This window comes from Actinoplanes sp. NPDC023801 (genome assembly GCF_040639655.1).
Taxonomy (GTDB): domain Bacteria; phylum Actinomycetota; class Actinomycetes; order Mycobacteriales; family Micromonosporaceae; genus Actinoplanes.
In genome coordinates this window covers 667,878-692,190 of the sequence record NZ_JBFAAI010000001.1, presented here as the reverse complement: position 1 = coordinate 692,190, position 24,313 = coordinate 667,878, and the positions used below count along the sequence as shown (strand labels likewise).

Annotated in this window: 21 protein-coding genes; 10 read left to right on the top strand and 11 right to left on the bottom strand. The window is 71.1% G+C overall.

The genetic code is table 11. The annotated features are described in order from the left end of the window. Positions 1-151: 151 nt before the first annotated feature. Complete coding sequence (locus AB0G04_RS03390) at positions 152-1,192, bottom strand: 1-acyl-sn-glycerol-3-phosphate acyltransferase (protein ID WP_360975547.1); 1,041 nt, start codon at positions 1,190-1,192, stop codon at positions 152-154. Then, complete coding sequence (locus tag AB0G04_RS03385; protein ID WP_360975544.1) at positions 1,192-2,049, bottom strand: patatin-like phospholipase family protein; 858 nt, start codon at positions 2,047-2,049, stop codon at positions 1,192-1,194. The genes AB0G04_RS03390 and AB0G04_RS03385 overlap by 1 nt, the downstream gene beginning before the upstream one ends. A gap of 90 nt (positions 2,050-2,139) precedes the next feature. Between AB0G04_RS03385 and AB0G04_RS03380 the strand changes: the two genes are divergently transcribed. Beyond that, positions 2,140-2,502 (top strand): MerR family transcriptional regulator, encoded by a 363-nt coding sequence (locus AB0G04_RS03380; RefSeq protein WP_360975541.1) that lies wholly within the window; start codon positions 2,140-2,142, stop codon positions 2,500-2,502. Beyond that, complete coding sequence (locus AB0G04_RS03375; RefSeq protein ID WP_360975538.1) at positions 2,484-2,831, top strand: thioredoxin domain-containing protein; 348 nt, start codon at positions 2,484-2,486, stop codon at positions 2,829-2,831. The genes AB0G04_RS03380 and AB0G04_RS03375 overlap by 19 nt, the downstream gene beginning before the upstream one ends. Positions 2,832-2,853: 22 nt before the next feature. Here the strand turns inward: AB0G04_RS03375 and AB0G04_RS03370 are convergent, their stop codons facing one another. The 7 genes from AB0G04_RS03370 to AB0G04_RS03340 form a co-directional block, all read right to left on the bottom strand. Beyond that, positions 2,854-3,069 (bottom strand): hypothetical protein, encoded by a 216-nt coding sequence (locus AB0G04_RS03370; protein ID WP_360975535.1) that lies wholly within the window; start codon positions 3,067-3,069, stop codon positions 2,854-2,856. Positions 3,070-3,110: 41 nt separating this feature from the next. Then, on the bottom strand, positions 3,111-6,275 hold the full coding sequence (locus tag AB0G04_RS03365; protein ID WP_360975532.1) for a cyclic nucleotide-binding protein: 3,165 nt from the start codon (positions 6,273-6,275) through the stop codon (positions 3,111-3,113). A 250-nt stretch (positions 6,276-6,525) separates the two neighbouring features. After that, positions 6,526-8,079 (bottom strand): trypsin-like peptidase domain-containing protein, encoded by a 1,554-nt coding sequence (locus tag AB0G04_RS03360; protein WP_360975529.1) that lies wholly within the window; start codon positions 8,077-8,079, stop codon positions 6,526-6,528. A gap of 39 nt (positions 8,080-8,118) precedes the next feature. Continuing rightward, complete coding sequence (locus tag AB0G04_RS03355) at positions 8,119-9,702, bottom strand: ATP-binding protein (protein ID WP_360975526.1); 1,584 nt, start codon at positions 9,700-9,702, stop codon at positions 8,119-8,121. Positions 9,703-9,737: 35 nt separating this feature from the next. Continuing rightward, complete coding sequence (locus tag AB0G04_RS03350; protein WP_106316166.1) at positions 9,738-10,451, bottom strand: response regulator transcription factor; 714 nt, start codon at positions 10,449-10,451, stop codon at positions 9,738-9,740. A 73-nt stretch (positions 10,452-10,524) separates the two neighbouring features. After that, positions 10,525-11,307, bottom strand: coding sequence for a lysophospholipid acyltransferase family protein (locus AB0G04_RS03345; protein ID WP_360975523.1), 783 nt, complete (start codon positions 11,305-11,307; stop codon positions 10,525-10,527). Further along, positions 11,304-12,065, bottom strand: coding sequence for a GNAT family N-acyltransferase (locus AB0G04_RS03340; RefSeq protein ID WP_360975520.1), 762 nt, complete (start codon positions 12,063-12,065; stop codon positions 11,304-11,306). The genes AB0G04_RS03345 and AB0G04_RS03340 overlap by 4 nt, the downstream gene beginning before the upstream one ends. Before the next feature lie 93 nt (positions 12,066-12,158). Here AB0G04_RS03340 and AB0G04_RS03335 point away from each other — a divergent pair, with 93 nt between their 5' ends. The 7 genes from AB0G04_RS03335 (at position 12,159) to AB0G04_RS03305 (ending at position 22,069) form a co-directional block, all read left to right on the top strand. Then, positions 12,159-12,827: a hypothetical protein gene (locus tag AB0G04_RS03335; protein WP_360975517.1), complete on the top strand. Its 669-nt coding sequence runs from the start codon at positions 12,159-12,161 to the stop codon at positions 12,825-12,827. 60 nt (positions 12,828-12,887) lie between these two features. Further along, complete coding sequence (locus AB0G04_RS03330; RefSeq protein ID WP_360976252.1) at positions 12,888-13,784, top strand: ABC transporter ATP-binding protein; 897 nt, start codon at positions 12,888-12,890, stop codon at positions 13,782-13,784. Beyond that, entirely contained in the window at positions 13,781-14,590 is an 810-nt protein-coding gene (locus tag AB0G04_RS03325; RefSeq protein WP_360975514.1) for an ABC transporter permease, read from the top strand. Before AB0G04_RS03330 ends, AB0G04_RS03325 begins: the two co-directional genes overlap by 4 nt. A 225-nt stretch (positions 14,591-14,815) precedes the next feature. Then, complete coding sequence (locus tag AB0G04_RS03320; protein ID WP_360976249.1) at positions 14,816-18,526, top strand: multifunctional oxoglutarate decarboxylase/oxoglutarate dehydrogenase thiamine pyrophosphate-binding subunit/dihydrolipoyllysine-residue succinyltransferase subunit; 3,711 nt, start codon at positions 14,816-14,818, stop codon at positions 18,524-18,526. A gap of 63 nt (positions 18,527-18,589) precedes the next feature. Beyond that, the gene (locus AB0G04_RS03315; RefSeq protein WP_170153761.1) at positions 18,590-18,766 is read left to right on the top strand and encodes a DUF6104 family protein; all 177 of its coding nucleotides are present in this window, start codon (positions 18,590-18,592) and stop codon (positions 18,764-18,766) included. A gap of 118 nt (positions 18,767-18,884) precedes the next feature. After that, positions 18,885-20,957, top strand: coding sequence for a phosphate acetyltransferase (gene pta, locus AB0G04_RS03310; RefSeq protein ID WP_360975510.1), 2,073 nt, complete (start codon positions 18,885-18,887; stop codon positions 20,955-20,957). Beyond that, on the top strand, positions 20,954-22,069 hold the full coding sequence (locus tag AB0G04_RS03305; RefSeq protein ID WP_360975507.1) for an acetate kinase: 1,116 nt from the start codon (positions 20,954-20,956) through the stop codon (positions 22,067-22,069). The genes pta and AB0G04_RS03305 overlap by 4 nt, the downstream gene beginning before the upstream one ends. Here AB0G04_RS03305 and AB0G04_RS03300 read toward each other — a convergent pair. Further along, positions 22,058-22,216 carry a hypothetical protein gene (locus AB0G04_RS03300; protein ID WP_360975504.1) on the bottom strand — a complete coding sequence of 53 codons (159 nt, stop codon included), beginning with the start codon at positions 22,214-22,216 and terminating at the stop codon, positions 22,058-22,060. The two genes, AB0G04_RS03305 and AB0G04_RS03300, sit on opposite strands and share 12 nt — an antisense overlap. Positions 22,217-22,333: 117 nt before the next feature. Between AB0G04_RS03300 and AB0G04_RS03295 the strand changes: the two genes are divergently transcribed. Then, a complete protein-coding gene (locus AB0G04_RS03295) occupies positions 22,334-23,179 on the top strand; it encodes an alpha/beta fold hydrolase (RefSeq protein ID WP_360975501.1) in 846 nt (281 codons plus the stop codon). 24 nt (positions 23,180-23,203) lie between these two features. On the opposite strand, the gene AB0G04_RS03290 is transcribed toward AB0G04_RS03295, so the two are convergent. After that, positions 23,204-24,145 (bottom strand): zinc-binding dehydrogenase, encoded by a 942-nt coding sequence (locus AB0G04_RS03290; RefSeq protein WP_360975498.1) that lies wholly within the window; start codon positions 24,143-24,145, stop codon positions 23,204-23,206. Positions 24,146-24,313: the final 168 nt, after the last annotated feature.

Below are 24,313 nucleotides of genomic sequence, written 5' to 3'. Positions count from 1 at the left end.
GTACCGTGCGGACGCCTGAAGAACCATCATGCCTCGCCCATGATCGCCCCGGAAATCGGGCCGCGACCCGCCGGCTACGGCGTACGCCGCCCAGACATCGACGAGGAGGCAGATGTGAAGTCCAACGGCCGGCCGCCGCGACGGTGACGCCCTAGCGTGCGCGCGGCGTCCACAGCGGCCTCGGCGCGGGCTGATGCTCGTCGATCCACGCGTCGATCCGGGCCCACCACTCGTACAACCATTCGGTGCGCTCCTGCTCCCCGGTGGGCACGTCCTCCGGCGGTACGCTCCAGAACCGCATCACCAGACGCTTGTCCATCGGCAGCTCACGCCACACATCAGCGACGCTGAGCATCCGGTCCAGGCCGGTGTGTGCCACGAAGATCACACCGGCGTCCGGGGCCGCTTCGATCGCGGCGAGCAGACCGCCCGGCTTCGGCGGCAGCAGGTTGCGCAGGTTCTCCGCCTTGGCCGCCATGTCGTGCAGCCCGCGGTCCCGGAGCCGGGCGATGGCACTGACCTTGCGGCGCGGGGTGAAGTTCCCGCCTTCCGGGAAGATCACGAAGGCGTCGTTGTGGTCCAGGCCGGTGGCCAGGTCGCCGATCTGTTGCTCGAGGGTCGCCGTCCCGGTGCGTCCGGGCGAGATGAACCTGTTGGGCAGGCGGTTGAGCAGCACGTCGACCGCGGGGTCCCACTGCAGGGCCGCTTTCAGCACGATCCGCGGCTCCCGCGCGAACCAGTTGACCAGCCCGTGGATCAGGGTGAACGAGTCACCGGGGCCGGCGTGCCGGCTCACCACGATCTCCGGGCGGCCCGGCAGGGCGGTGTCCGGGTCGGTGCCGACGACGTCGATCTCCAGGTGCAGCGACCACCGCGCGAACCAGAACAGGATCTTCAAGAACCACCCGGTGAGTACGTAGTGCGCGCGCTGGAACCACGGCGAGCGGATCCGCGCGCCGAATCCGGAGGCGATCCAGAGCCCGGTCAGCGACACCAGCGCGACCGCGTCCCACACCAGGTAGACGATCACCAGGAAGACCAGCCGGGGCACGCGTAGCCGGCCGGGCACCAGCGGGGACACGGCCAGGGCCAGCAGCAGCCAGATCGGCAGGGTGGTGAGCAGTACGAACGCCAGCACCACCACGGTCGGTGCGATCACCAGTCGCCGGACCCACACCGGGGGCGGGGCCATCAGTTGCCACCCGGCAGCGGATTGACGTTCGCGCTCAGATAACGCCGGGACGCGGTGTAGGCGCGACTGATCCGGCGGCCCACCGCGGCCATGTCCCGGTACGCCCACGGGGAGTCGTCCCGGCCGTCGCCGCCGTCACCGGTCCCGCTCGGGAGCACATGCACCCGTACATCGTCGGGCAGGGACGCAAGCTCCCGGGCGAACCGGTGCCGCCGGGCGATCTCGAACGCCACCTGCGCCACCTCCCACGGCCGTTTCGGCACACTGAGCTGCCGTTCCACCCGCCCGACCTGGAGCACGAAGATCAGTTTCGCCCCGATCCGGACGGCCTCCCCGATCGGGATCGAGTTGACGATGCCACCGTCGACGAAGTGTTCGCCCCCGATCTCCATGGGCGGCAGCAGGCCGGGCACCGCTGACGAGGCGAGCACCGCGTCGACGAGCGGTCCACTGTCGAACCAGTGTTCGGCGGCCCGCTCGATGCTCGCCGCGCAGCAGTGGAACGGCACCTTGAGATCGGCGAAGGTGGCCGACTCGCCCAGCTCGGCCTCGAGCAGGCGGCGCAGCGGGCGGGGCGAGTGCAGGTGGGTCCGGGCCGCGAACCGCCGCATCTGGCGGCCGATCGAGTCGCCGTAGACGGCCGCCGCCTCCGGCGAGGTCCAGAGCCGGACCAGCCGCTCGGTGACCGGCTCACTCGGGTCGGCAGCGACCAGGGCGCCGTTGACCGCGCCGATCGACGTACCGACCACGAGATCCGGACGGAACCCGGCACGGAACAGGGCCCGCAGCATCCCGACCTCGACCGCGCCCAGGACGCCGCCGCCACCCAGCACGAACGCCACCGGACCGTCGACCATGCGCCCATCTTTGCACGATCTTGGAGAGGGATTCTCGTACGATCTTGCAGCCTTGCCTTGACGCCGGTGTCAGGGCATACCGTCGGATCCATGCTGATCGGAGAGCTTGCCGAGCGGGCCGGTACGAGCCCTCGCACGCTGCGCTACTACGAGGAGCACGGGCTGATCCACCCGCGCCGGGACGCCAACGGCTACCGGCAGTACGACGACGGTGAGCTCCGCCTGGTGCACGAGATCCGGTCGCTCCTCGCCGACGGGTTCGGCGTGGACGACATCAAACCGTTCGTCGCATGCCTGCGGGCCGGCAACAGCGCCGGCCACGTGTGCCCGGACTCGGCCGCGGTGCTGCGCCGCCGGCTGGCCGAAGTGGACGGCTACCTCGATCAGCTCACCGTGGTCCGGGATCGGCTGCGGTCCCAGTTGGAGGAGATCAAATGCCAGATGAATCCCTGACCGTCGTCACTGACGAGAGCTTCGCCGAGATCGTGCTGGCCGCGCGCACGCCGGTTCTCGTCGACTTCTGGGCGCGGTGGTGCCCGCCGTGCGGGCCGATGACCCGGATCCTGGGCGAGCTGGCCGGGGAGTTCGACGGCCGGCTGCTGGTGGCCACACTGGACGTCGACTCGAACCCGGTGACCACCATGACGTACCGGGTGATCTCCATGCCCTCGCTGCTCTTCTTCACCGGTGGCGTGGTGACCTCGACGATCGTCGGCGCCCGGCCGAAGTCGATCCTCCGGCAGGCGATGACGAACGCCCTCAGCCCATACGTCAACAGCTGAACCCGTACGCCACCGCTGGAGGTCAGTCGAGTTCCGGCATGGCGACCGGCGCCGGCCGCGGGTGGCAGGCCCCGCACTGCACCGCGTCCTCCACGACCAGCGCCTCGGCCCGGTCCCGCCGCACCGACCGGGTCACCTCCAGCAGGTACGGCCCGAACCGCGCGTGCTCGGCGCACACGCCCCGGCCGCAGAACCGGCACGTCGCGCGTGCCCCCTCGGCGCAGAACCAGCACAGCATGGGCGGCCACTCCTCACTCTCGTCGGCGGGGCCGCCCGCAGTCAGCTGACGGACGGATCCGCTGGTTCCTCGGTGTCGGTGGGCGTCGGGGCGGTCGTGGGCGCGGTCGTCGTCGGCTGGGTGGTCGGAGCCGTCGTGGGGTCGGTCGTCGCCGGAGCCGTCGTCGGTTTCGAGGTCGGGGCCGTCGTCGGTTTCGAGGTCGGAGCCGTCGGCCTGGTGGTGGGAGCCGTCGTCGGTCTGGTGGCCGGTCGGGTCGTACCGCCGGTCGTGGGCTCGGTGTCCGGATCGGCGGTCTCACTCTGCACCGTAGTCGGGGAGACCGAGGCTTCCGGTGACTCCGGAGCCGTCGACTCCTCGGACGGGAACAGTTCCTCACCCGGCGACTCGCTGGGCTCCGCCTCCGTCGGCGGTGCGACCGTCACGCCGTCCCCGCAGTTCAGGCCCGCGCCGTCGGCGGCGTTCTCGGCGCCGCCGACGGTGACGGTCCCGGCCGAGACGCTGACCCCGGCCTGATCGACCGAATACCACGCCCGTCCGTCGTTGCCGACCTCTCCCTGGCTGCGCAGCACGGTCAGCTCGAGCGGCGCGAACGCCCCGCTCGGGCTGCTCGTGTCGGCCAGCAGCCGCCCGTTCTCCAGGGTCAGCCGGCCGGACGGGGTGGAGGTACGGCCGTTCTCCACACCGACATCGTTGATCTCCAGCCGCGATCCACCGCACAGCACCACGGCCGCGCCGCCGGGAAAGGTCAGCAGGGCCACGCCCTTGCCCGGCACCTCGACGCCACCACCGGCGGACAGGTAACGGCGGTCGCCGGCCTGCAGGGACATCCGGCCGCCGCCGGAGTCCACGCTGACGCCGCCCCGCTGCACACTCAGCAGCACCCGCTCGGCGGGCATCTCGGCCCACGCCGGGCCGCTGCTCACGTTGATCAGCACACTGGCGAGGGCGAACACCAGGAGCACGCTGACGAAACCCCACATCCGGCGTTCGAAGTGCCGGTCCACGTCGTACTGCTCGTCGGCGTCCGGCGGGCCGGGCGGAATCGCGAGCGGCGGATGCGCCGACCCGGGACGGCCCACGGCCGGGGTGCTCGGGCGCAGCGCCGGCATCGGGCCGCCGGGGCCGTACGTACCGATCAGGGGCGGCAGGTCGGAGGCGTCCGGGATCACCCAGAGCCGGACCGGGGTCCGCGCCTGCGCCACCATGCCCGGACTGCCGTCACCCACCGGGCCGACCAGCGTGCCGCGCCGGAGTTCGACACCGTCCGGCATGGCGATCACCCCGGACTCGACCACCACCGCATGGGTGGGACCGGGCAGGATGACCGGCGCACCCGGGTCCAGATCGGCCGGATGCGCCGCGGCGATCAGCGCGAGTCGCTGGTCCTCCTCCAGCGCGGCCAGCGCCGGGGTGTCCGCGAACAGCGCCTCCGCCTCGGCGCGCTCCTGCGGCGGCGGGCCGGGCATCGGGCCGATCACGGTGGCGACCGTGGACGTGGGCAGGGCCAGCAGCGTGACTCCGGCGGTGTACCAGTCGAGCTGGGCGCTGCGCCCGGTCAGCGCGGTGGCCAGGCCGACGACACCGCCGGGGCCGGCGTGGTGCCGGATGGTGCCGCCCGGGTCGCCGGGGCGGCGGCCCTGCAGCGCGCCCTCGACCACCACGAAGACGGCACTCGGGGTGTCCCCGGCGAGCACCAGCTGACGGCCGGTGGACGGGCGGAACCAGCGGGCCCGCGTGGCCAGGGCCTGCAGCGACGGCTCGGGCAGGCCGCCGAGCTCGGAGGCGCGCAGGGCGGCCACCCGGCGGGGCAGGTCGGCTTCCCGGTCGCGTTCGGCGGCCTGCTGGCGGATCCGGCGGAACCCCCGCACGACCCGGCCGAGCAGGAAGTAGATCGGCGGTGCGACCACGCCCAGGATGATCACCAGCAACAGGAGCCGGGCGCCGATCCCCTCGTACCAGAGGCCGACCGCCAGGCCCCGGATCCGGTCGGTCCACAGCCGGTAACCGAGACCAGCCGCACTGACCAGCCACAGCACGCTGAGCACGCCGTAGAGCGCGACCAGCCGGCCCTCCCGGTCCAGCATCCGCCAGCGGGGGCCGCGGCGGCGCAGGCGTCCGGCCGTCCAGGCCAGCCCGCGTGCCCGTACGTCCGGGATCTCCAGCCAGTCCATCAGCAGGTACTTGCCGTCCAGCGGCAGCAGCGGGCTGAGGTTGAAGAAGGTGTGCAGATAGAAGAGGAAGGCCAGTTTGAAGGCGAGACCCGCGACGGCCGGTACGGCGAACCCGGCGACCTGCAGCAGGCCGGCCAGCCCCAGGGCGGTGGCGGGGCCGGCGGCGGTGACCGCGATCCGGGCCCGGCGCCCGGCCATCCACACGTCGGTCGTGTCGACGAATACGGACGGCAGGCCGAAATACAGCATCAGACCGGCGGCCGGGACTTCGCGCCCGACCCGTTTCGCGGCCAGCGCGTGCCCGAACTCGTGGACCGCCAGCACGAACACGTTCAGCAGTACGAGGGTGACCGCGCCGAGCAGGTACGAGTCGCCGACCAGGAAGAGGGACCGGCTGCCCTGCTGCCAGGCGACGGCGAACAGCAGCAGCCCGGCAGCGGCCAGCAGCGCGCCGATCCAGACGAGCGGCCGGGTGAACAGGAACCGCCCCGCCGACCGGTAGATCGCCGTGATCACGCCGTCGACCGGGAAGGACAGCACCACCCGGCCGCGCGCGGCGGCGACAAGTGATTCACCGACCCGCCGGGGCAGCGGCTCACGGTGCAGATCGCGCAGCGGGCGGAAGGCGTCCGTCGGGAGCTCTTCGAGCATCCGGTTGGCGGCCAGGTCGGCGACCACCCGGCGGACCTGGTCGGGGGCGAGGCGGCCGGCGATCCGGGCGAACTCGGCGACCAGCCGGGCCACCGTGCTGTCGCCGTCCATCATCAGGGCGAGCTGGTACTCCTCCGGGGTGAGTCGCAGGTACGAGCTACGGCCGCCGTCCTCGGGCGAGCGGAGCATCACGTACCGGCCGCCGCGCACCGCGGTACGGTGCCGGACCTCGATGCCGGGCCGCAGGACCGGGCGGGCGCTCGCCGGGTTGAGCCGGTCGGCGACGGTGTGCCAGAGCCCGGTGTCGGCCGGGCCCGACGGCACCCCGGGGGACCGTCCGGCCAGGGCTTCCCAGACGTTCGTCCGGGTCTCGACATACGTCAACTCAGGGGGCCTCTCACTCCGCCGTGGCGAACACCGCGCGACCGCACCGGCGGACGATGGCTTCGCCGACGGCGAATGGAGATTAGGCGGTTGCCTGCGTGAACGCGAGTCCTCCGCGGTGAATCCTTCCCCTTGACGCCGAAAGGTCCTGAATCCCGTGGGGACCCCGGAGAAGAAGCCCGGGCAGTGGAACGGCGGGTGACGTGCCCACCCCGGGTCACGTCACCCGCCGTAGCGGAGGGATTCGTCTTTACTGTGATTCCTGCAGGGTGACGGTCACCGTCTGCTCAGTGCCGTTACGGGTGAAGGTGAGGGTCATCTTCTGGCCGACGGTGCCCGCCTGAACGGCCGCCACCAGGTCGTCCGAATCCTCGATCGCCTTGCCGTCGACCTTGGTGACCACGTCGCCGCGCTGGAGCTGGGCCTTGGCGGCCGCGCTGTTCTCCACCACCGCGCTGACCGCGGCACCGCCGTTCTCCGCGGTGGTGACACTCACGCCGAGCGCCGGGTGGCTGACCTTCTTGCCCTGCATCAGGGCCTCGGCGACCTGCTTGGCCTTGTTGCTCGGGATCGCGAAGCCGAGACCGATGTTGCCGGTGTTCTGCCCGGAGGTGGCGATCGCCGAGTTGATGCCGATCACCTCACCGTTGGTGCTGACGAGTGCACCGCCGGAGTTACCGGGGTTGATCGGGGCGTCGGTCTGCAGCAGGCCGGTCATCGTGGTGGGCGCCTGCTGTTGCTGCGTGCCCCACGGGCTCTGCTGTTCCTGCTCGCCGCCGGCCCGGATGCTGCGGTCCTTGGCGCTGATGATGCCGGCGGTGACCGATCCCTCCAGGCCGAGCGGGCTGCCCAGGGCCAGCACCGTGTCGCCGACCTGGATCTGGGAGCTGTCACCGAAGGTGGCGGCCTTGAGGTCGGTGACCCCGTCGGCCTTGATCACGGCGAGATCGGTGCGCTCGTCGGTGCCGACCACCTTGGCCGCGGTCTTGGTGCCGTCGGCGAAGATCACCGTCACGTTCGCGTCCTGCGCCGATGAGACGACGTGGGCGTTGGTGACGATGTAGCCCTCGGCGGTGAGCACCACTCCGGAGCCCTCGCCGGAGCCGGTGGTGATCGAGACGACGCTGTCCTGGACCGCGGCGGCGATCTGGGCCAGTGACGAACGGTCCACCACCCGGGTGACCGACGAGTTGCCGGTCTGCACGGCGGCGGGCGACGACGAGGAGTCGGTCATGGCCACCGCGGTGGCGGCACCGATCCCGCCGGAGAACAGCGCGATCAGCACGGCCGCCGCGCCGGCCATGGCGACCTTGCGCCCACGGCCGGGAGGCTTCTGCTGCCCGCCGCCGGGCTGTGCCGTCCAGCCGGGCGGGACGTTGCCACCGCCTGCCGCCTGCGCCGCGGCGGCCGCGTGCCAGGCTTGATAGGCCGATTGCTGCTGGGAGTAGTCGTGGTAGTCGCCCTGCCCGTAGCCCTGCGGCGCCTGGTAGGCGTAGTGCGGATGGGCCTGCGGGGCACCGCTGCCCGGCTGTGCGGTGACGGGCTGGGCCGACACCGGCGCACCGGTGACCGGCTGCACGGGTGAACCGCTCATGGCCGGCGGCTGCGCGCCGGCCGCCTGCTGCTGCCAGGGCGACTGCTGCGCCCAGGTGCCCTGCTGCTGGGGTGCCGCGGACTGGGGGGCACCCGACTGCGGGGCAACCGGCGGCTGCGCAAGAGTCGGCTGCTCAGACTCCACCCGCACCGTGCTGGTGTTGTCAGCGGCGGCGTCCGCGGGCCGCGGGTCGGTCTCGTTCTCTTTCATGTCCCTAACTCTGCCCCGTCGTACTCGTACCGAACTGTGTTACTCCTGGACGTTTTCTGTGAACCCTTTATCCGGATTTATGGTAGGCAACGACACGCGGAAGGTGGCGCCTCGGCCCGGTTCCGAGATCACCTGCACGGAACCTTCGTGCGCACGCACGATGGCGGCCACGATCGCCAGCCCCAGACCGGTACTGGTGGCCTCCCGATCGGTCCGCCGGGTACGGGCCTCGTCCACCCGGTAGAAGCGTTCGAAGACCCGGTCGGTCTGCCCCGGGCTCAGCCCCGGACCGGTGTCGGACACCTCGACCACGGCCTGATCGCCCTCGCCGGCGTAGAGCCGCAGCGTCACCGCCGCGTCGGCGGGTGTGTGCACCAGAGCGTTCGTCATGAGGTTACCGATCACCTGGCGCAGCCGGGCGTCGTCGCCGTACGCCACGAGCAGTTCCGCCGAGTCGCGTATCTCGAGGCTGATGTCCCGCTCCGGCGCCGTCGCCTGAGCCGCCTCGACCGCGTCCAGGGCCAGCACCGGCAGCTCCACCGGAGCCAGGGTGAGCGGCCGTTCCCGGTCCAGCCGGGCCAGCAGCAGCAGGTCCTCGACGAGCAGACCCATCCGGGCCGCCTCGTCCTCGATCCGCCGGACCAGCTGGGCCACCTGTTCCGGATCGGAGACGGCACCCTGCCGGTACAGCTCGGCGAACCCCCGGATGGTCGTCAGCGGGGTACGCAGTTCGTGGGAGGCGTCCGCGACGAACTGCCGCATCTTTCCCTCCGACTCCAGCGCCCGGGCCTCCGACTCCAGCGCGCGCGACTCGGAGAGCTGGGCCGCGTCGGCCGCATGCCGGGCCGCGGTCTCGGAGTCGGCGCGAGCCTGGAAGGCCGCCTCGATCTGGGCGAGCATCGCGTTCAGCGCCTCGGAGAGCCGGCCCAGCTCGGTGGTCGGGTGGCCGCCGGACTCCTCCGGGTCGGGCACCCGGCGGGTGAGGTCACCGGCCGCGATCGCCGCCGCGGTGCGCTCGACCTGGAGCAGCGGGATGAGGCTCTGCCGCACCAGGGCCGCACCGACGGTCGCCAGGGTGATCAGCACGCCGACGCCGACCAGCACGTCCACCAGGACGAGCCGGGCGATCACGTCGTCCACCCCGGTCATCCGCTGGCCGACGTGCATGACCGTGCCGTCCGTCTTCAGGACGACCACCAGCATGCGCCACATGTACTTACCGTTCTGGCCCTTGACCGTGTACGGCTTGTCGGCGTACTTCTCGATGTCCTGTACACCGGTCAGCAGCTTCGGGATGTCGTCGGTGGCGACGCCGGTACCGACCCGGCCCTCGCCACCGCCACTGACCGCGGTGAAGGCGACCAGATAGTCGGGCGGCATGAAGTTGGCCTGGTAATGGAAGCTGGCCGGGTTCTTCTCGGCGTTCTCGACCATGTCCCGCAGCTGGGTGTCCATCCGCGAGACCATGTAGTCGCTGAGGAAATAGGTGCTCGCCGCGCTGATCAGGGTCAGGGCCGCGAAGACCAGGACGAGGACGGAGGCGACCAGCTTCGTCTGGAGCGAGATCCGGCGCAGCCCCGCGTTACGAGCGATCCGGTGCCGGACCCGCTCGGGGAGTGTCACGACCGGGCCTGGCTCGGGCAGTGTCACCACCGGGCCTAGACGGCTGGCTTGCGAAGAACGTAGCCCACGCCCCGCAGGGTGTGGATGAGCCGGGGCTGCACGTTGTCGACCTTGCGTCGCAGGTAGGAGATGTACGACTCGACGATGTTGTCGTCACCACGAAAGTCGTACTTCCACACGTGGTCGAGGATCTGCGCCTTGGAGAGCACCCGGTTGGCGTTGAGCATCAGGTAGCGCAGAAGCTTGAACTCGGTCGGGGACAGCTGCACCCGGGAACCCGCGCGGTAGACCTCGTGCGTCTCCTCGTCCAGCTCGAGATCGGCGAACACCAGCCGGGAGGGCTGCTCGTCACCGGCGTTGGTGCGGCGCAGCACCGCCCGGATTCGGGCGGTGAGCTCCTCCAGGCTGAACGGCTTGGTCACGTAGTCGTCGCCACCCAGGGTCAGCCCGCGGATCTTGTCGTCGGTGCCGTCGCGGGCGGTGAGGAACACCACGGGGGTCCGCTGGCCACCCTCGCGCATCAGGCGGATCACCTCGAAGCCGTCCAGGTCGGGCAGCATGACGTCGAGGACCACGAGATCCGGTGTGGAGTTGCGGGCCGAGCTCACGGCTGCGCTGCCGCTGGTTGCGGTGGTCACCTCGAACCCGGCGAAGCGGAGGCTGGCGGAGAGCAGCTCGAGGATGTTGGCGTCGTCCTCGACGACGAGCAGCTTCGCCTCACTCTGCTTGGGCTGGGTCTGGGTAGCCATGGGGCCATTCTTTCCCCGGCTGCTGCACCGCGCCTGCACACTCGCTGAAAATTATCTGTGAGCCACCCGATGGTCATGCGGCGAGGTGATAGCCCCCGCCCGCCAGGCTGGCCTGCGCGGCCCGCGCCAGGGCACGCCGGTCCGCGCCGGGGTCGGGCCGCAGCGCCGGAGCCGCGACCAGGGTCAGTGTGGTCCGGCGGATCCGGGCGATCCGCAGCACCGATCCGCCGAGTGTGTCCGCGCCCACGAACGCGGCCTCGGCCGAGTCGTAGCCGACCGAGATCGGCACCACCGGGGCACCCGCGTCGATCGCCGCCTGGAACACAGCGGCCCGGAAGCGCCCCTGCTCGGCACCGCAGTACGTCGTACCCTCCGGAAAGAGGGTGACCGAATGCCCGGACCGCAGCGCGTCGGCGACCTCGGCCACCGTCCCCGGCAGCGCCCGCGGACGCGTCCGGTCGATGAAGATCGTGCCGGCCCGCGCCGCGGTGGCGCCGATGCCGGGCCAGGCCCGGACGTCGTGCTTGGCCACCATCCGCACCGGCTGGGCCGCGGCCAGGGCGATCGCGTCCAGCCAGGAGACGTGGTTGGCGACCAGCAGACTGCCGGGGCGCGGCGCCGGTCCGCGCCACACCGTCCGGACCCCGAGAACCGCGAGGATCGCCCGGGCCAGCGTCCGCAGCGCGCTGCCACGTGCCAGCGCCGCGAGGGGAAGACCGATCGCGAGTACGGCGACCAGGCTCCACACCCGCACGAACGCGGTGACCGGATCGCTGCGGTGACCGCTGCCGTCCCGGCACCGGTCACCGCACGCCGAGGCCGGATGCCACAGCGTGCCGCCGATGGCCGCTGTCATCGCGTCGCACCCAAAAAGTGCCGGCGGTACCGGGGGTCCAGCCGGTCCATCGAGAACAGCACGTAGAAGTCGGCGCAGTCGAAGTCCGGGTCGTAGGCCGGCTCACCGCACACCCAGCTGCCGAGCCGCAGGTATCCGCGGAGCAGCGGCGGCGGAAGCACCTTCGGGTTCGCCTCGACGCCCTTGGCCGGAGTCCACGGCCGGCGCGGCCTGACCCGCAGCGCCGGCGGGGACAGATGCTTGGCGTTCACCCGGGCGCGCACCCCGGCGGCCATGGCTCCGCCGTCGTCGAGCGGCACCGACGCGCAGCCACCGAGCCAGCGCAGGTTGTTGAGATGCAGATAGCGGGCGATGCCGGCCCACATCAGGTTGACCACGGCACCGGAACGGTGGTCCGGGTGCACGCAGGAGCGGCCGATCTCGACCAGGTGGTCACGCAGCGGCCGGAGGGCGCTCAGGTCGAACTCGGAGTCGGCATAGCGGCGGCCGGCCAGTTCGGCGGCGCGCGGCGGCAGCATCCGGTAGGTGCCGACCACGTCACCGGTCGCGTCGTCGCGAACGATGAGGTGGTCGCAGTACGCGTCGAACTCGTCGGCGTCGACGCCTTCGGGGGCACCGTTGAGCCGAGCGCCGAGTTCTCCGGCGAAGACGTCGTGGCGCAGTCGCTGCGCGGCCTCGACCAGACCGGGTCCGTCGGCGAGGAGAAGCGAGTAGCCGCTGGTCCCGGTGGGTGCGGCGGCAGTCATGAGAACAGCCATGTGATCTGTGTAAGGCTGACAAACGCCGATGGCGTGTCGCTTCAGGTGGCGATGCGTGACCGGTTGATGAACGGCGTGTGCGAAGGTTCGGGCATGCGAATCCCGGCTCGTTTCAACGGCCCGCCCGGCACCGGCAACGGCGGCTGGTGCGCGGGCGTCTTCGCCACCGCGGCCGGCGCCCGGATCGGTGGCCCGCCCGTCCAGGTGACCCTGCGGGTGCCGCCGCCCCTGGAAACCTCCCTCGAGGTCCGTGACGGCGTGGTGTGGGCCGGCGCGGCCCTGATCGCCGAGGTCGTCGTCGTCGAGGAGGCGGGCGGGGACGTGCCGCCGGTCCCGCTCGCCGAGGCCGCCGTGGCCGCGAAGGGCTATCCGGGTCTCACCGGCCACCCGTTCCCGACCTGCTACGTGTGCGGGCCGGACCGGGCACCCGGCGACGGCCTGCGGATCTTCCCGGGCCCGCTGCCCGGCGACCGGACGGCGGCGCCGTGGACCGTCCCGGACGGGGTGTCGGCGGAGACCATGTGGGCGGCACTGGACTGTCCCGGCGGCTGGACCGCGATCGGGGACTCGGGCCGGGCCTTCGTGCTGGGCCGGATCGCCGCGACGGTCGGCGAACTCCCCGCCCCCGGGTCGGAGTGTGTGGTGGTCGGCGCGCTTTCCGGGGTGCACGGCCGGAAAGCGACGGTCGACTCCGCGGTGTACGGACCGGACGGCCGGAGACTGGCACGCGCTCGGGCCACCTGGCTGGCGCTGGTCCAGTAGCTTGATCACGTCGAGCAGACGGGGAGGAGCCGCTACGTGAGCCGGCCCAGCTACGCGGAGATCAGCGTCGAACACCTCACCAAGCAGTACGCCAAGGTGCGGGCGGTCGACGATCTCTCCTTCACGGTCAATGCCGGCCGTGTCACCGGTTTCCTCGGTCCCAACGGGGCCGGCAAGACCACCGCCCTGCGGATGATCCTCGGCCTGGTGACGCCGACCTCCGGTACCGCCACCATCGGCGGCGTGCGGTACACCGACATGCCCGATCCGATCCGGCAGGTCGGCGCGATCCTGGAGGCGTCCAGCGCGCACCGTGGCCGCAGTGCCCGCAACCACCTGCGGGTCATCTGCCGCGCGGCCGGTCTGCCCGACCAGCGCGCCGACGAGGTGCTCACCATGGTCGGGCTGAACACCGTGGGGACCCGCAAGTTCAAGGGCTACTCACTCGGCATGAAGCAGCGGCTCGGCATCGCTGCGGCCATGCTCGGCGACCCGCGCGTGCTGATCCTCGACGAGCCGACCAACGGGCTCGACCCGGAGGGCATCCGGTGGATGCGCGACCTGCTCAGGGCGCTCGCCGCCGAGGGCCGCACGGTCCTGGTCTCCAGCCACCTGCTGGGCGAGATGCAACAGCTGGCCGACGACGTGGTGATCATCGCGGCCGGTCGCCTGATCCGGCAGGGACCGGTCGCCGAGGTGCTCGGCGCGACCGCCGGGATGGCCCGGGTGCGGGTTCGCACGCCGCAGGCCGATCAGTTCGCCGCCACGCTGCGTGACGCGCAGCTCGAGGTCACTCCCGAGGCGGACGGCACCCTGCGGATCACCGGCGCCGACGCGGCCCGGGTGGGACACCTCGCCTTCTCCTCCGGCATCGAGCTGCACGAGCTGACCGGGGAGGGCGTCGACCTGGAACGGGCGTTCCTCGACCTCACGGCCGGAAAGGCGGGCGCCCGATGAACCTCATCCGTGCCGAGCTGCTGAAACTCTTCACCACCTCGCTGTGGTGGATCTTCGCGGTCGTGCTGCTGCCGCTCTGGGGCCTCGCGCTGGGCTACAACTGGCTGGCCGCGAACGTGACCCTGGGTGTCGAGGGTGGCGTCGACGGGGAGCTGGCCGGGTTCGGCAGCACGGAGACGGTGGTCTCCGGGCTCTACACCAGCGGGCAGTCGGCCGGCGTCCTGCTCGTGGTACTGCTCGGCGCGATCATGGTGACCGGCGAGTTCTTCCACCTGACCGCGACGTCGACGTTCCTGACGACCCCGCGGCGGGAACGGGTCATCGTGGCCAAGATGATCGTCGCGGTCGGCATCGCGGTGAGCGTCTGGCTGATCACCACCGCGCTCAACCTGGCCGCCGCCCCGCTCGCGCTCACCAACCTGAACCAGCCGTCGTACCTGGACGAGTCATTCGTCTGGCAAGCGATCGGGCTCAACGGGGTGGCCTTCGCCCTCTGGTCGCTGGTCGGGGTCGGGGCGGGCGTGCTGATCCGCAGCCAGATCGGCACCGTGATCACGCTGTCGGTGCTCTACGTCATCGGCACCCAGGTGCTCACGCTGGTCTTCTTCGCCCTCAGCCAGTACGTCTGGGAGCCGTTCATGCAGCTCCGCGTACTCGTACCGACGCTCGCCTCGGATCTGCTGATCACCGGGCCGCAGCTGGACGACGACCCGCCGCGGTGGGTCGGCGGCCTGATCCTGTTCGGTTACGCCGCGGTGACCGCGGTGATCGGCACCCTGATCACCAAACGGCGGGACATCGCCTGACGGGGTCGACCGCCTGACGGGCTCGTCAGCCGGGTCCGCCAGCCGTGCATGACCTCAGGTCGTGCACGGCTTGGTCCCGGCTGCTCCCGGGTCTGATTGGCCACAGAGCGGACGTCCGCACCGACAGCGCCTGCGCACGGCGTAGCCTGGACACCGAATCCTACCCGTCCCGCGTGACACATGCGGTCACGTGATGACAAAACGGTGAAAGAGGCGAACGCGGCAGTGTCGACGCAGCAGACTTCGCAGGACAATCCACTCGCGGATTTCGGTCCCAACGAGTGGATCGTCGATGAGATGTACCAGCGATACCTGGCCGACCCGACCAGTGTCGACCCTGCCTGGCACGATTTCTTCGCCGACTACAAACCGGCGACGTCACAGGGCTCGATCGCGACCCCGGACGAGGCGACGGCGGCCACCGCCACCGCGACCGCGGCCAAGGCGGGCACGGACGCCCCGGCCGCCGCGAAGGTGGCGCCCGTCAAGCCGGTGACCCCGGCCCCGGCCCCGGCGGCGAAGCCCGCCCCGGCCAAGCCCGCGGCAGCGCCCAAGCCCGCCGCGACCACCTCCGCCCCGGCCGGCGCCAAGACCACGACGCTGCGCGGCGTTGCCGCCAAGATCGTGCAGAACATGCAGACCTCGCTGGAGGTCCCCACCGCCACCTCGGTGCGCGCAGTCCCGGCCAAGCTGATGGTGGACAACCGCATCGTGATCAACAATCACCTGTCCCGCGGTCGCGGCGGCAAGGTGAGCTTCACCCACCTGATCGGGTGGGCGCTGGTCCGCGCGGTCGCGGCGCACCCGGAGATGAACAACTCCTACGCCGAGATCGACGGCAAGCCCGCGCTGGTCCAGCCGGAGCACATCAACCTGGGCATCGCGATCGACCTCGCCAAGAAGGACGGCTCCCGCACCCTGGTGGTCCCGTCCATCAAGAACTGCGAGACGCTCGACTTCCGCGGCTTCTGGCAGGCGTACGAGGACGTCGTCCGGCGCGCCCGCCGCAACGAGCTGACCATGGACGACTACTCCGGGACCACGATCTCGCTGACCAACCCCGGCGGCATCGGTACGGTCCACTCCATCCCGCGTCTGATGAACGGGCAGAGCGCGATCATCGGCGTCGGCGCCATGGAGTACCCCGCGCCCTACTCCGGGATGAGCGACGAGACGCTCGCCGAGCACGGCGTGAGCAAGGTCACTACGCTGACGAGCACCTACGACCACCGGGTCATCCAGGGTGCCCAGTCGGGCGAGTTCCTCAAGGTGATGCACGAGCTGCTGCTCGGCCAGCACGGCTTCTACGACGAGATCTTCACGTCGCTGCGGATCCCGTACGAGCCGGTCCGCTGGGTGCGCGACGTGGCCCGCACCTCCGAGGGCCAGATCGACAAGGCGGCCCGGGTCGTCGAGCTGATCCACGCCTACCGGGTGCGCGGTCACCTGATGGCCGACACCGACCCGCTCGAGTTCACCATCCGCAAGCACCCCGACCTGGACGTACTCCAGCACGGCCTGACCCTGTGGGACCTGGACCGCACCTTCCCGGTCGGCGGCTTCGCCGGCAAGGAGAAGATGAAGCTCCGGGACGTGCTCGGCGTCCTGCGGGACAGCTACTGCCGCCGGATCGGCATCGAGTACATGCACATCCAGGACCCCGAGGAGCGCCGCTGGGTCCAGGAGCGCATCGAGGTCAAGTACACGAAGCCGGACGCCGACGAGCAGAAGCACATCCTGCACCGGCTGAACGCGGGCGAGGCCTTCGAGACCTTCCTGCAGACCAAATACGTCGGCCAGAAGCGCTTCTCGCTGGAGGGTGGCGAGTCGCTGATCCCGCTGCTCGACGCGGTGCTCCAGTCCTCCGCCGAGGCGGGCCTGGACGAGATGGTGATCGGCATGGCCCACCGTGGCCGGCTGAACGTGCTCACCAACATCGTCGGCAAGCCGTACGAGAAGATCTTCAACGAGTTCGAGGGTCAGATGGACCCGAAGACCGCGCACGGCTCCGGCGACGTGAAGTACCACCTCGGCCAGACCGGGAAGTACACGACGCCGGACGGCGAGTTCTCGACGACCGTCAGCGTGGTGGCCAACCCGTCCCACCTGGAGGCCGTCGACCCGGTCCTGGAGGGCATCGTCCGGGCCAAGCAGGACCGTCTCGACCTGGGCCTGCACGGCTACACCGTGCTCCCGGTACTGGTGCACGGCGACGCCGCGTTCGCCGGCCAGGGCGTGGTCGCCGAGACGCTGAACCTGTCGCAGCTGCGTGGTTACCGCACCGGCGGCACGGTCCACGTGATCGTGAACAACCAGGTCGGCTTCACCACCGCCCCGGAGTACAGCCGGTCCTCGATGTACTCCACCGACGTGGCCCGGATGGTCGAGGCGCCGATCTTCCACGTGAACGGTGACGACCCCGAGGCCGTGGTCCGGGTCGCGAAGCTGGCCTTCGAGTACCGGCAGACGTTCAACAAGGACGTCGTGATCGACATGATCTGCTACCGCCGCCGCGGTCACAACGAGGGCGACGACCCGTCGATGACCAACCCGCGCATGTACCAGATCATCGACACCAAGCGCAGCGTGCGGAAGCTCTACACCGAGGAGCTCATCGGCCGCGGTGACATCACCGTGCAGGAGGCCGAGGAGCAGCTGCGCGACTACCAGGGCCGCCTCGAGGAGGTCTTCAAGGCCACCCGGGACGCGGGCGGCACGCCGCCGCGCTCGCACATCATCGCCGAGGAGCCCGAGCCCGAGGTGGAGTCGGCGATCGACCCGGCCGTGCTCCGGGCCGTCGGTCAGGCGCACATCGAGTTGCCCGAGGGCTTCACCCCGCACAAGCGGGTCCAGCAGCTGCTCGACCGGCGGGCCAAGATGTCCACCGACGGTGGCATCGACTGGGGCTTCGGTGAGCTGATCGCGTTCGGCTCGCTGCTCAACCAGGGCGTCACCGTCCGGCTGGCCGGCCAGGACTCGCGTCGTGGCACGTTCACCTCACGGCATGCGGCGATCGTCGACTCGAAGACCGGCAAGGACTTCCTGCCGCTCAGCTCGATGGCCACCGGCAGCGCCCGGTTCTTCGTGCACGACTCGCTGCTCAGCGAGTACGCCGCGATGGGCTTCGAGTACGGCTACTCGGTGGAGAACCGGGACGCGCTGGTCCTCTGGGAGGCCCAGTTCGGTGACTTCGTCAACGGCGCCCAGTCGATCGTGGACGAGTTCCTGTCCTCCGGCGAGGTGAAGTGGGGCCAGCAGTCGTCGCTGGTGCTGCTGCTCCCGCACGGCATGGAGGGCCAGGGCCCGGACCACTCGTCCGGCCGTCCCGAGCGGTTCCTCCAGCTCTGCGCGCAGGACAACATGCGGGTCGCGAACCCGACCACCCCGGCGAACTACTTCCACCTGCTGCGCCGCCAGGCCCTGTCGCCGAAGCGCAAGCCGCTGGTCGTCCTCTCGCCGAAGTCGCTGCTGCGCCACAAGCTGGCGGTCTCCGGGGTGAACGACTTCACCCAGGGCGTCTTCCAGCCGGTGCTCGGCGACGCCGGGGTCAACGGGCAGCCGCTCGAGGGCGCGTCGGTCAAGCGGGTGCTGTTCTGCTCCGGCAAGGTCTACTACGACCTGTTCCAGGCGCGGGCCGAACGTGGCATCACCGACACCGCGATCGTCCGGATGGAGCAGATCTACCCGCTCCCGGTCGAGGAGCTGAAGTCGGAGCTCGCCAAGTACCCGAACGCCGAGGACTTCGCCTGGGTGCAGGAGGAGCCGGCCAACCAGGGTGCCTGGTCGTTCGTGGCCCTCAACCTGCTGGAGCACCTGGAGGGTGTCCGGCTGCGCCGGATCTCCCGCCCGTCCGCCGCCGCTCCGGCGGTCGGCTCGGCCAAGCTGCACGAGGCCGAGCAGTCGGCCCTGGTCGAGGCCGCGTTGCCGCGTCCGTGACCGTCTGACTGACGCGAGAGGGGCCGCTCCGGGATCCGGAGCGGCCCCTCTTACCATCCAGACATGTACTTCACCGATCGCGGCATCGAGGAACTGGTCCAGCGGCGCGGCGAGGAGACCGTGACCCTGGAGTGGATCGGCGAGCAGCTGCGCACCTTCGTCGACATGAACCCCGAGTTCGAGACCCCGATCGAGCGGTTCGCCACCTGGCTGGCCCGCGACGACGAGGACGACGAATAACCCAGCCGGGCACTACCGCTGTCTCAGCGCGGCTGAGACAGCGGTATGTGACGGCCGGGGTTCGGGAGTCGGGACCTTCGGCCCGGCCCGGACGGCTGCGGGCCGGTAGGTTGAAGGCGTGGCACGCAGTGTGTACGTCGCGGGCTTGGCCCCGTCCGTCGGCAAGGGAACCATCGCGCTCGGCATCGTCGAGTTGCTCTCCCGTCAGGTCGCGAAAGTGGCCGTCTTCCGGCCGCTGATCGCCGGATCCGGGCAGGATCCGCTGCTCACCGTCCTGCGCGAGCGCTATCCCGGCCCGGTCGGGGTCGAGGACTCGTTCGGTGTGACGGTGGCCGAGGCGTCCGCCCTGGTGGCCGACGGCCGGCGCGAGGAGCTCATCGGACGCATCGTCGAGCGGTACCGCGAGGTCGAGAGGCGCAGCAGCGCGGTCGTGGTGATCGGCAGCGACTTCACCGACAAACCCGAGGAGGGCCGCGAGGAGCTGCCCCGGGAGCTGGCCTTCAACGCCCGGCTCGCGACCGAGTTCGGCAGTGTCGTGGTGCCGGTGGTCAGCGGCGAGGGGCGGTCCGCGGAGTCGCTGGCGGCGGCCGCGCGGAGCGCGTACCACTCGCTGGTGGACCTCGGGGCGACGGTCGCCGCCGTGATCGCGAACCGCGTGCCGCAAGGAGTCTCCCCCGGTGTGCCCGAAGGGCTGCCGGTGCCGTTCTGGGCCGTGCCGGAGGTCGCGGCGATCGCCGCGCCGACGGTGGGTGAGGTGGCCGCCGCGCTGGACGCCACGGTGCTGGCCGGCTCGGCGGGCGCGCTGGAACGGGACGTGCTCGACTACATCGTCGGCGCCGGACAGGTGCCGACCGTGCTCGGCGCCCTGACCGACGGGGCCCTGCTGATCACCGCGGGCGACCGGGCCGATCTGCTGGTGGCCGCGAGCGCGGCACACGCCGCCGGCAACGTCACCCTGGCCGGACTGGTGCTGACCCTCGGCGAACCCGCCGACGAGCGTGCCGTCCGGGTGATCGAACGACTCAACACCGGCCTCGCCATGCTGGTCACCAAGACCGACAGCTACCACACGATCGCCGCCGCCGACCGGATACAGGCGCAGCTGAGCACACCCCGCAAGGTCGAGGCGGCGCTCGGCGTCTTCGAGGAGAACGTCGACACCGCCGAGTTGTCCCGGCTGCTCGACGTGACCCGGTCCAGCCGGGTCACCCCGCTGATGTTCGAGAACGACCTGATCGACCGGGCCCGCGCCGACCGGCGTCACCTGGTGCTGCCCGAAGGCACCGAGGAGCGGATCCTGCGGGCCACCGAGACGCTGCTGCGCCGCGGGGTGGCCGACCTGACCCTGCTGGGCGACCCGTCGGAGATCAACCGGCGGGCCCGGGAGATCGGCGTGGAGATCGGCGGTGCGCACCTGGTGGACCCGGCCGCCAGCGAGTGGCGGGAGAAGTTCGCCATCAGGTACGCGGAGATCCGCAAGCACCGCGGCGTGACCCTGGACCTGGCGTTCGACGTGGTCCGCGACGTGAACTACTTCGGCACCCTGATGGTCGCCGGCGGGCTGGCCGACGGCATGGTCTCCGGCGCGACGCACACCACGGCCGCGACGATCCGGCCCGCCTTCGAGATCATCAAGACGGTGCCGGGGGTGTCGGTCGCGTCCAGTGTGTTCTTCATGCTGCTCGCCGACCGGGTGCTGGTCTACGGCGACTGTGCGGTCAACCCCGACCCGGACGCCGCCCAGCTCGCCGACATCGCGCTCTCCTCGGCACAGACCGCGGCCGCGTTCGGCATCGAGCCGCGGGTGGCGATGCTGTCGTACTCCACCGGTAGCTCAGGCTCGGGCGCCGACGTGGACAAGGTCGCCGCCGCCACCGCACTGGTGCGGCAACGCCGGCCGGACCTGCCGGTGGAGGGCCCGATCCAGTACGACGCGGCTGTCGACCCGGCGGTCGCCGCCGCCAAGCTGCCCGGCAGTACGGTCGCGGGCAAGGCCACCGTCTTCGTGTTCCCCGACCTCAACACCGGCAACAACACGTACAAGGCCGTCCAGCGGTCGGCGAACGCGGTCGCGGTCGGCCCGGTCATGCAGGCCCTGCGGGCGCCGGTCAACGACCTGTCGCGCGGCGCGACGGTCAAGGACATCGTGAACACGGTCGCCATCACGGCGATCCAGGCGGGAGCGAGATGACCCGGGTACTCGTGCTCAACAGTGGCTCGTCGTCGCTGCGGTACCGGCTCTTCGACGGCGCGGAGGTGCTGGCCAAGGGTTTGATCCAGCGGATCGGCGAACCCGGCGGCGACGCGGCCGACCACGCCGCGGCGCTGCGCCGGCTGATGGACGACCTCGACCTGTCCGGCCTGGTCGCCATCGGCCACCGGGTGGTGCACGGCGGCGACCGGTTCACCACGTCGACGGTGGTCGACGACGAGGTGCTGGCCACCATCGAGGAGCTGATCCCGCTCGCCCCGCTGCACAACCCGGCCGCGCTGACCGGGCTGCGGGTGGCCCGCGACCTCCTGCCGGAAGTACCGCAGGTAGCCGTCTTCGACACCGCGTTCCACTCGACCATCCCGCCCGAGGGCGCGCTCTGGGCCGTCGACCGGGACGTGGCCGCCAAATGGGGACTCCGGCGGTACGGGTTCCACGGGACGTCGCACGCCTACGTCTCCCGGGAGACCGCCCGGGTGCTCGGCAAGCCCGTCGTCGACACGAACGTGATCACTTTGCACCTCGGCAACGGGGCGAGCGCCACGGCGGTACGCGGCGGCCGCAGCGTCGCGACCTCGATGGGTATGACGCCGCTGCCCGGTCTGGTGATGGGTACCCGGTCGGGTGACATCGACCCGAGCCTGATCTTCCACCTGCACCGGGTGGCGGGGCTGCCGATCGACGAGATCGAGGAGCTGCTCACCCGGCGCTCCGGTCTGCTCGGGCTGGCCGGCGACAACGATCTGCGGTCGGTGCAGGAGCGGTACGCGGCCGGTGATCCGGACGCCACGCTCGCGTTCGACGTCTACTGCCGACGGATCCGCGAGTACACCGGGTCGTACCTGGCCGTCCTGGGCCGGGTGGACGCGATCACCTTCACCGGCGGGGTCGGGGAGAACTCGCGGCTGGTCCGCGCGAACACGCTCGCCGGGCTGGAACCGCTCGGTATCACGGTCGACCAGGAGCGCAACGAACGCAACGCCACGGTCATCTCACCCGACGGGTCGCCGATCGCGGTGTGCGTGGTGCCGACCGAGGAGGAGCTGGAGATCGCGTCGGAGGCCCGGAAAGCGATCGGATCAGAGGGCTAGCCACACGATCAGGGCGATCACCACGAGCGCGACCACCCCGCCGATGACGAACGGGAGCTTCGACGACGACTCCTTGTCGGGCGTGGTGCGGGTGAACGCCCGGAACGCCTCGGTATTGCCGCTGGGGTCGACCTGGTTATCGGACATGGGCACGACCCTAACCAAACGTTTCAAGGTTGGCGAAGCGCGGCACCTGATCGGCGGAACCCGGTGTGATGTCCGATACCCCTCTTTACCAGGTCTTTCTGATCTTCGGACGGCACAATGGCCCGGGTGTTGCGCCGTCGTTTCCTCACCCTGTTCGCTGCCGCCGGCCTGAGCGCCTGCACGGCCGCACCCGGTCCGGCCCCCTCGCCGTCCGGTGCCTCCCCCGGTTCTCCGGCCGTCTCCGCCTCCTCCGCGGCGGGCGCGTCGACCCGGGAGCTCGACTTCAACCGGGGCGGCGACCGGCCGCTGCCGACGAAGGTGTGGCTGCCGGCCGGCCCAGGCCCGCATCCGCTGATCTATTTCAGCCACGGCCTGACCTCACAGCCCGACGACTACGCCGATCTGCTGGCCGCCTGGGCGGGGGCCGGCTTCGTGGTGGCCGCCCCCAAATACCCGCACACCTGGTACGGGGCAACCGCCTTCAACGCTGATGACGTCGTCAACCAGCCCGCCGACGCCCAGTCCGTGATCACCGGACTGCTGACCGCCCTGGACGGCGTCGTCGATCCGCAGCGGGTCGCCGCCGCCGGGCACTCGGCCGGCGCGATCACCACGGTCGGCCTGCTCACCGGCAGCCGGGACGAACGGCTCAGAGCCGGGCTGCTGATCGCCGGCCGGCAGACGGCGCAGCCCGCACCGTTCACGGGAACTCCCGCGCCGCTGCTGTTCGTGCAGGGCAAGCAGGACGAGACGGTCACCTACGAGCAGGCGTACGGCGCGTACAACGAAGTGCCCTGGCCGAAGGCTTTCCTGGAGATCCCGGACGGCGGCCACCTGCCGCATCGTGACGAACCGGCCGTGGTGGCCGCCACCACCACGGACTTCTGGCTCTGGGCCCTGCGCGGCGACCAGGCAGCGAAGCAGCGGATGTCCCGGAGCGCCGGCCTGACCGGCACCCTCTAGGGCTGCCGGCCCGGCCTGCAGCCTCTAGGGCTCGATCACGATCTTGCCGAAGATCTCGCCACCGGCCAGGCGGGCGAACGCCTCGCCGGCCGCCGCCAGCCGGTACGTCGAGTCGATCAGCGGCCGCACCTTGCCCGACGCCACCAGCTCGAGCAGGGCAGCGAGCTCGTCCGGAGTGCCCATGCTGCTGCCCAGGATCTCCAGTTGCATCGCGAAGACCCGGCGCAGGTCCACCTCGGCGCGATGGCCGGCGGTCGCGCCGCAGACCACGATCCGGGCGCCGGGAGCCGAGCACTTCATCGAATGGTCGAAGGTGGCCGCGCCGACCGACTCGATCACCAGGTCGACGCGCTCGGGCAGCCGTGCGCCCGGTGCCACCGCGGTGGCACCCAGCCCGGCGATCCGTTCCCGCTTCCCGGGGTCGCGGCTCGTCGCGTACACCCTCTTGCCGAGCGCCGCGGCGATCGCGACCGCCGCCGTGGAGACGCCACCGCCGGCGCCCTGGACCAGCACCGAGCCGGCCTCCGAGACCCGGCCGCGGGTGACGAGCATGTGGTACGCGGTGAGCCAGGCCGTCGGCAGGCAGGCCGCCTCGGCGAACGACACCCCGGCCGGTTTGGGGATCAGGTTCTCCCGCGGTGCGGCCAGGCGCTCGGCGAGGGTGCCCGGGTGCCGCTCGGAGAAGAGCGAGAAGCCCCGTGGGTCGGCCTTGTCCTCGACCACCGGGTAGACGACGACCTCGTTGCCGTCGGGGTCCACCCCGGCGGCGTCGCAGCCGAGGATCATCGGCAGGCGGTCGGCCGGGAGCCCGACACCGCGCAGCGACCAGATGTCGTGGTGGTTGAGGGAGGCGGCCCGCACGTCTACGGGTACCCAGCCGTCCGGGACGGTGAGCGGCAGTTCACCGACGGTCAGACCGCTGAGCGGCTCCGACGGGTCGATGGCGGAAGCAAAGGCAGCACGCATCATCCGACCTTATCGACCGTTAATGCGTCACGGCAGTCACACGTTGCCTCGCCCGCGGGACCGGATCGCACCCGGACCGGCACGGGCGCCGGGGGTGTCACATTGCCCTCGACCGCGGGGACCGAGTTCGTCGTCGCGGACCACGCCGCCCGCACCGGCAAGGCACGA

Excerpts from the sequence above, each read along its gene's own strand:
- AB0G04_RS03350 (WP_106316166.1), bottom strand. The coding sequence starts at position 10,451 with ATGGCTACCCAGACCCAGCCCAAGCAGAGTGAGGCGAAGCTGCTCGTC.
- AB0G04_RS03390 (WP_360975547.1), bottom strand. The coding sequence starts at position 1,192 with ATGGCCCCGCCCCCGGTGTGGGTCCGGCGACTGGTGATCGCACCGACC.
- AB0G04_RS03315 (WP_170153761.1), top strand. The coding sequence starts at position 18,590 with ATGTACTTCACCGATCGCGGCATCGAGGAACTGGTCCAGCGGCGCGGC.
- AB0G04_RS03375 (WP_360975538.1), top strand. The coding sequence starts at position 2,484 with ATGCCAGATGAATCCCTGACCGTCGTCACTGACGAGAGCTTCGCCGAG.
- AB0G04_RS03380 (WP_360975541.1), top strand. The coding sequence starts at position 2,140 with ATGCTGATCGGAGAGCTTGCCGAGCGGGCCGGTACGAGCCCTCGCACG.
- AB0G04_RS03385 (WP_360975544.1), bottom strand. The coding sequence starts at position 2,049 with ATGGTCGACGGTCCGGTGGCGTTCGTGCTGGGTGGCGGCGGCGTCCTG.
- AB0G04_RS03335 (WP_360975517.1), top strand. The coding sequence starts at position 12,159 with ATGCGAATCCCGGCTCGTTTCAACGGCCCGCCCGGCACCGGCAACGGC.
- AB0G04_RS03295 (WP_360975501.1), top strand. The coding sequence starts at position 22,334 with ATGGCCCGGGTGTTGCGCCGTCGTTTCCTCACCCTGTTCGCTGCCGCC.
- AB0G04_RS03360 (WP_360975529.1), bottom strand. The coding sequence starts at position 8,079 with ATGAAAGAGAACGAGACCGACCCGCGGCCCGCGGACGCCGCCGCTGAC.
- AB0G04_RS03325 (WP_360975514.1), top strand. The coding sequence starts at position 13,781 with ATGAACCTCATCCGTGCCGAGCTGCTGAAACTCTTCACCACCTCGCTG.
- AB0G04_RS03345 (WP_360975523.1), bottom strand. The coding sequence starts at position 11,307 with ATGACAGCGGCCATCGGCGGCACGCTGTGGCATCCGGCCTCGGCGTGC.
- AB0G04_RS03370 (WP_360975535.1), bottom strand. The coding sequence starts at position 3,069 with ATGCTGTGCTGGTTCTGCGCCGAGGGGGCACGCGCGACGTGCCGGTTC.
- AB0G04_RS03300 (WP_360975504.1), bottom strand. The coding sequence starts at position 22,216 with ATGTCCGATAACCAGGTCGACCCCAGCGGCAATACCGAGGCGTTCCGG.
- AB0G04_RS03290 (WP_360975498.1), bottom strand. The coding sequence starts at position 24,145 with ATGCGTGCTGCCTTTGCTTCCGCCATCGACCCGTCGGAGCCGCTCAGC.
- AB0G04_RS03340 (WP_360975520.1), bottom strand. The coding sequence starts at position 12,065 with ATGGCTGTTCTCATGACTGCCGCCGCACCCACCGGGACCAGCGGCTAC.
- AB0G04_RS03305 (WP_360975507.1), top strand. The coding sequence starts at position 20,954 with ATGACCCGGGTACTCGTGCTCAACAGTGGCTCGTCGTCGCTGCGGTAC.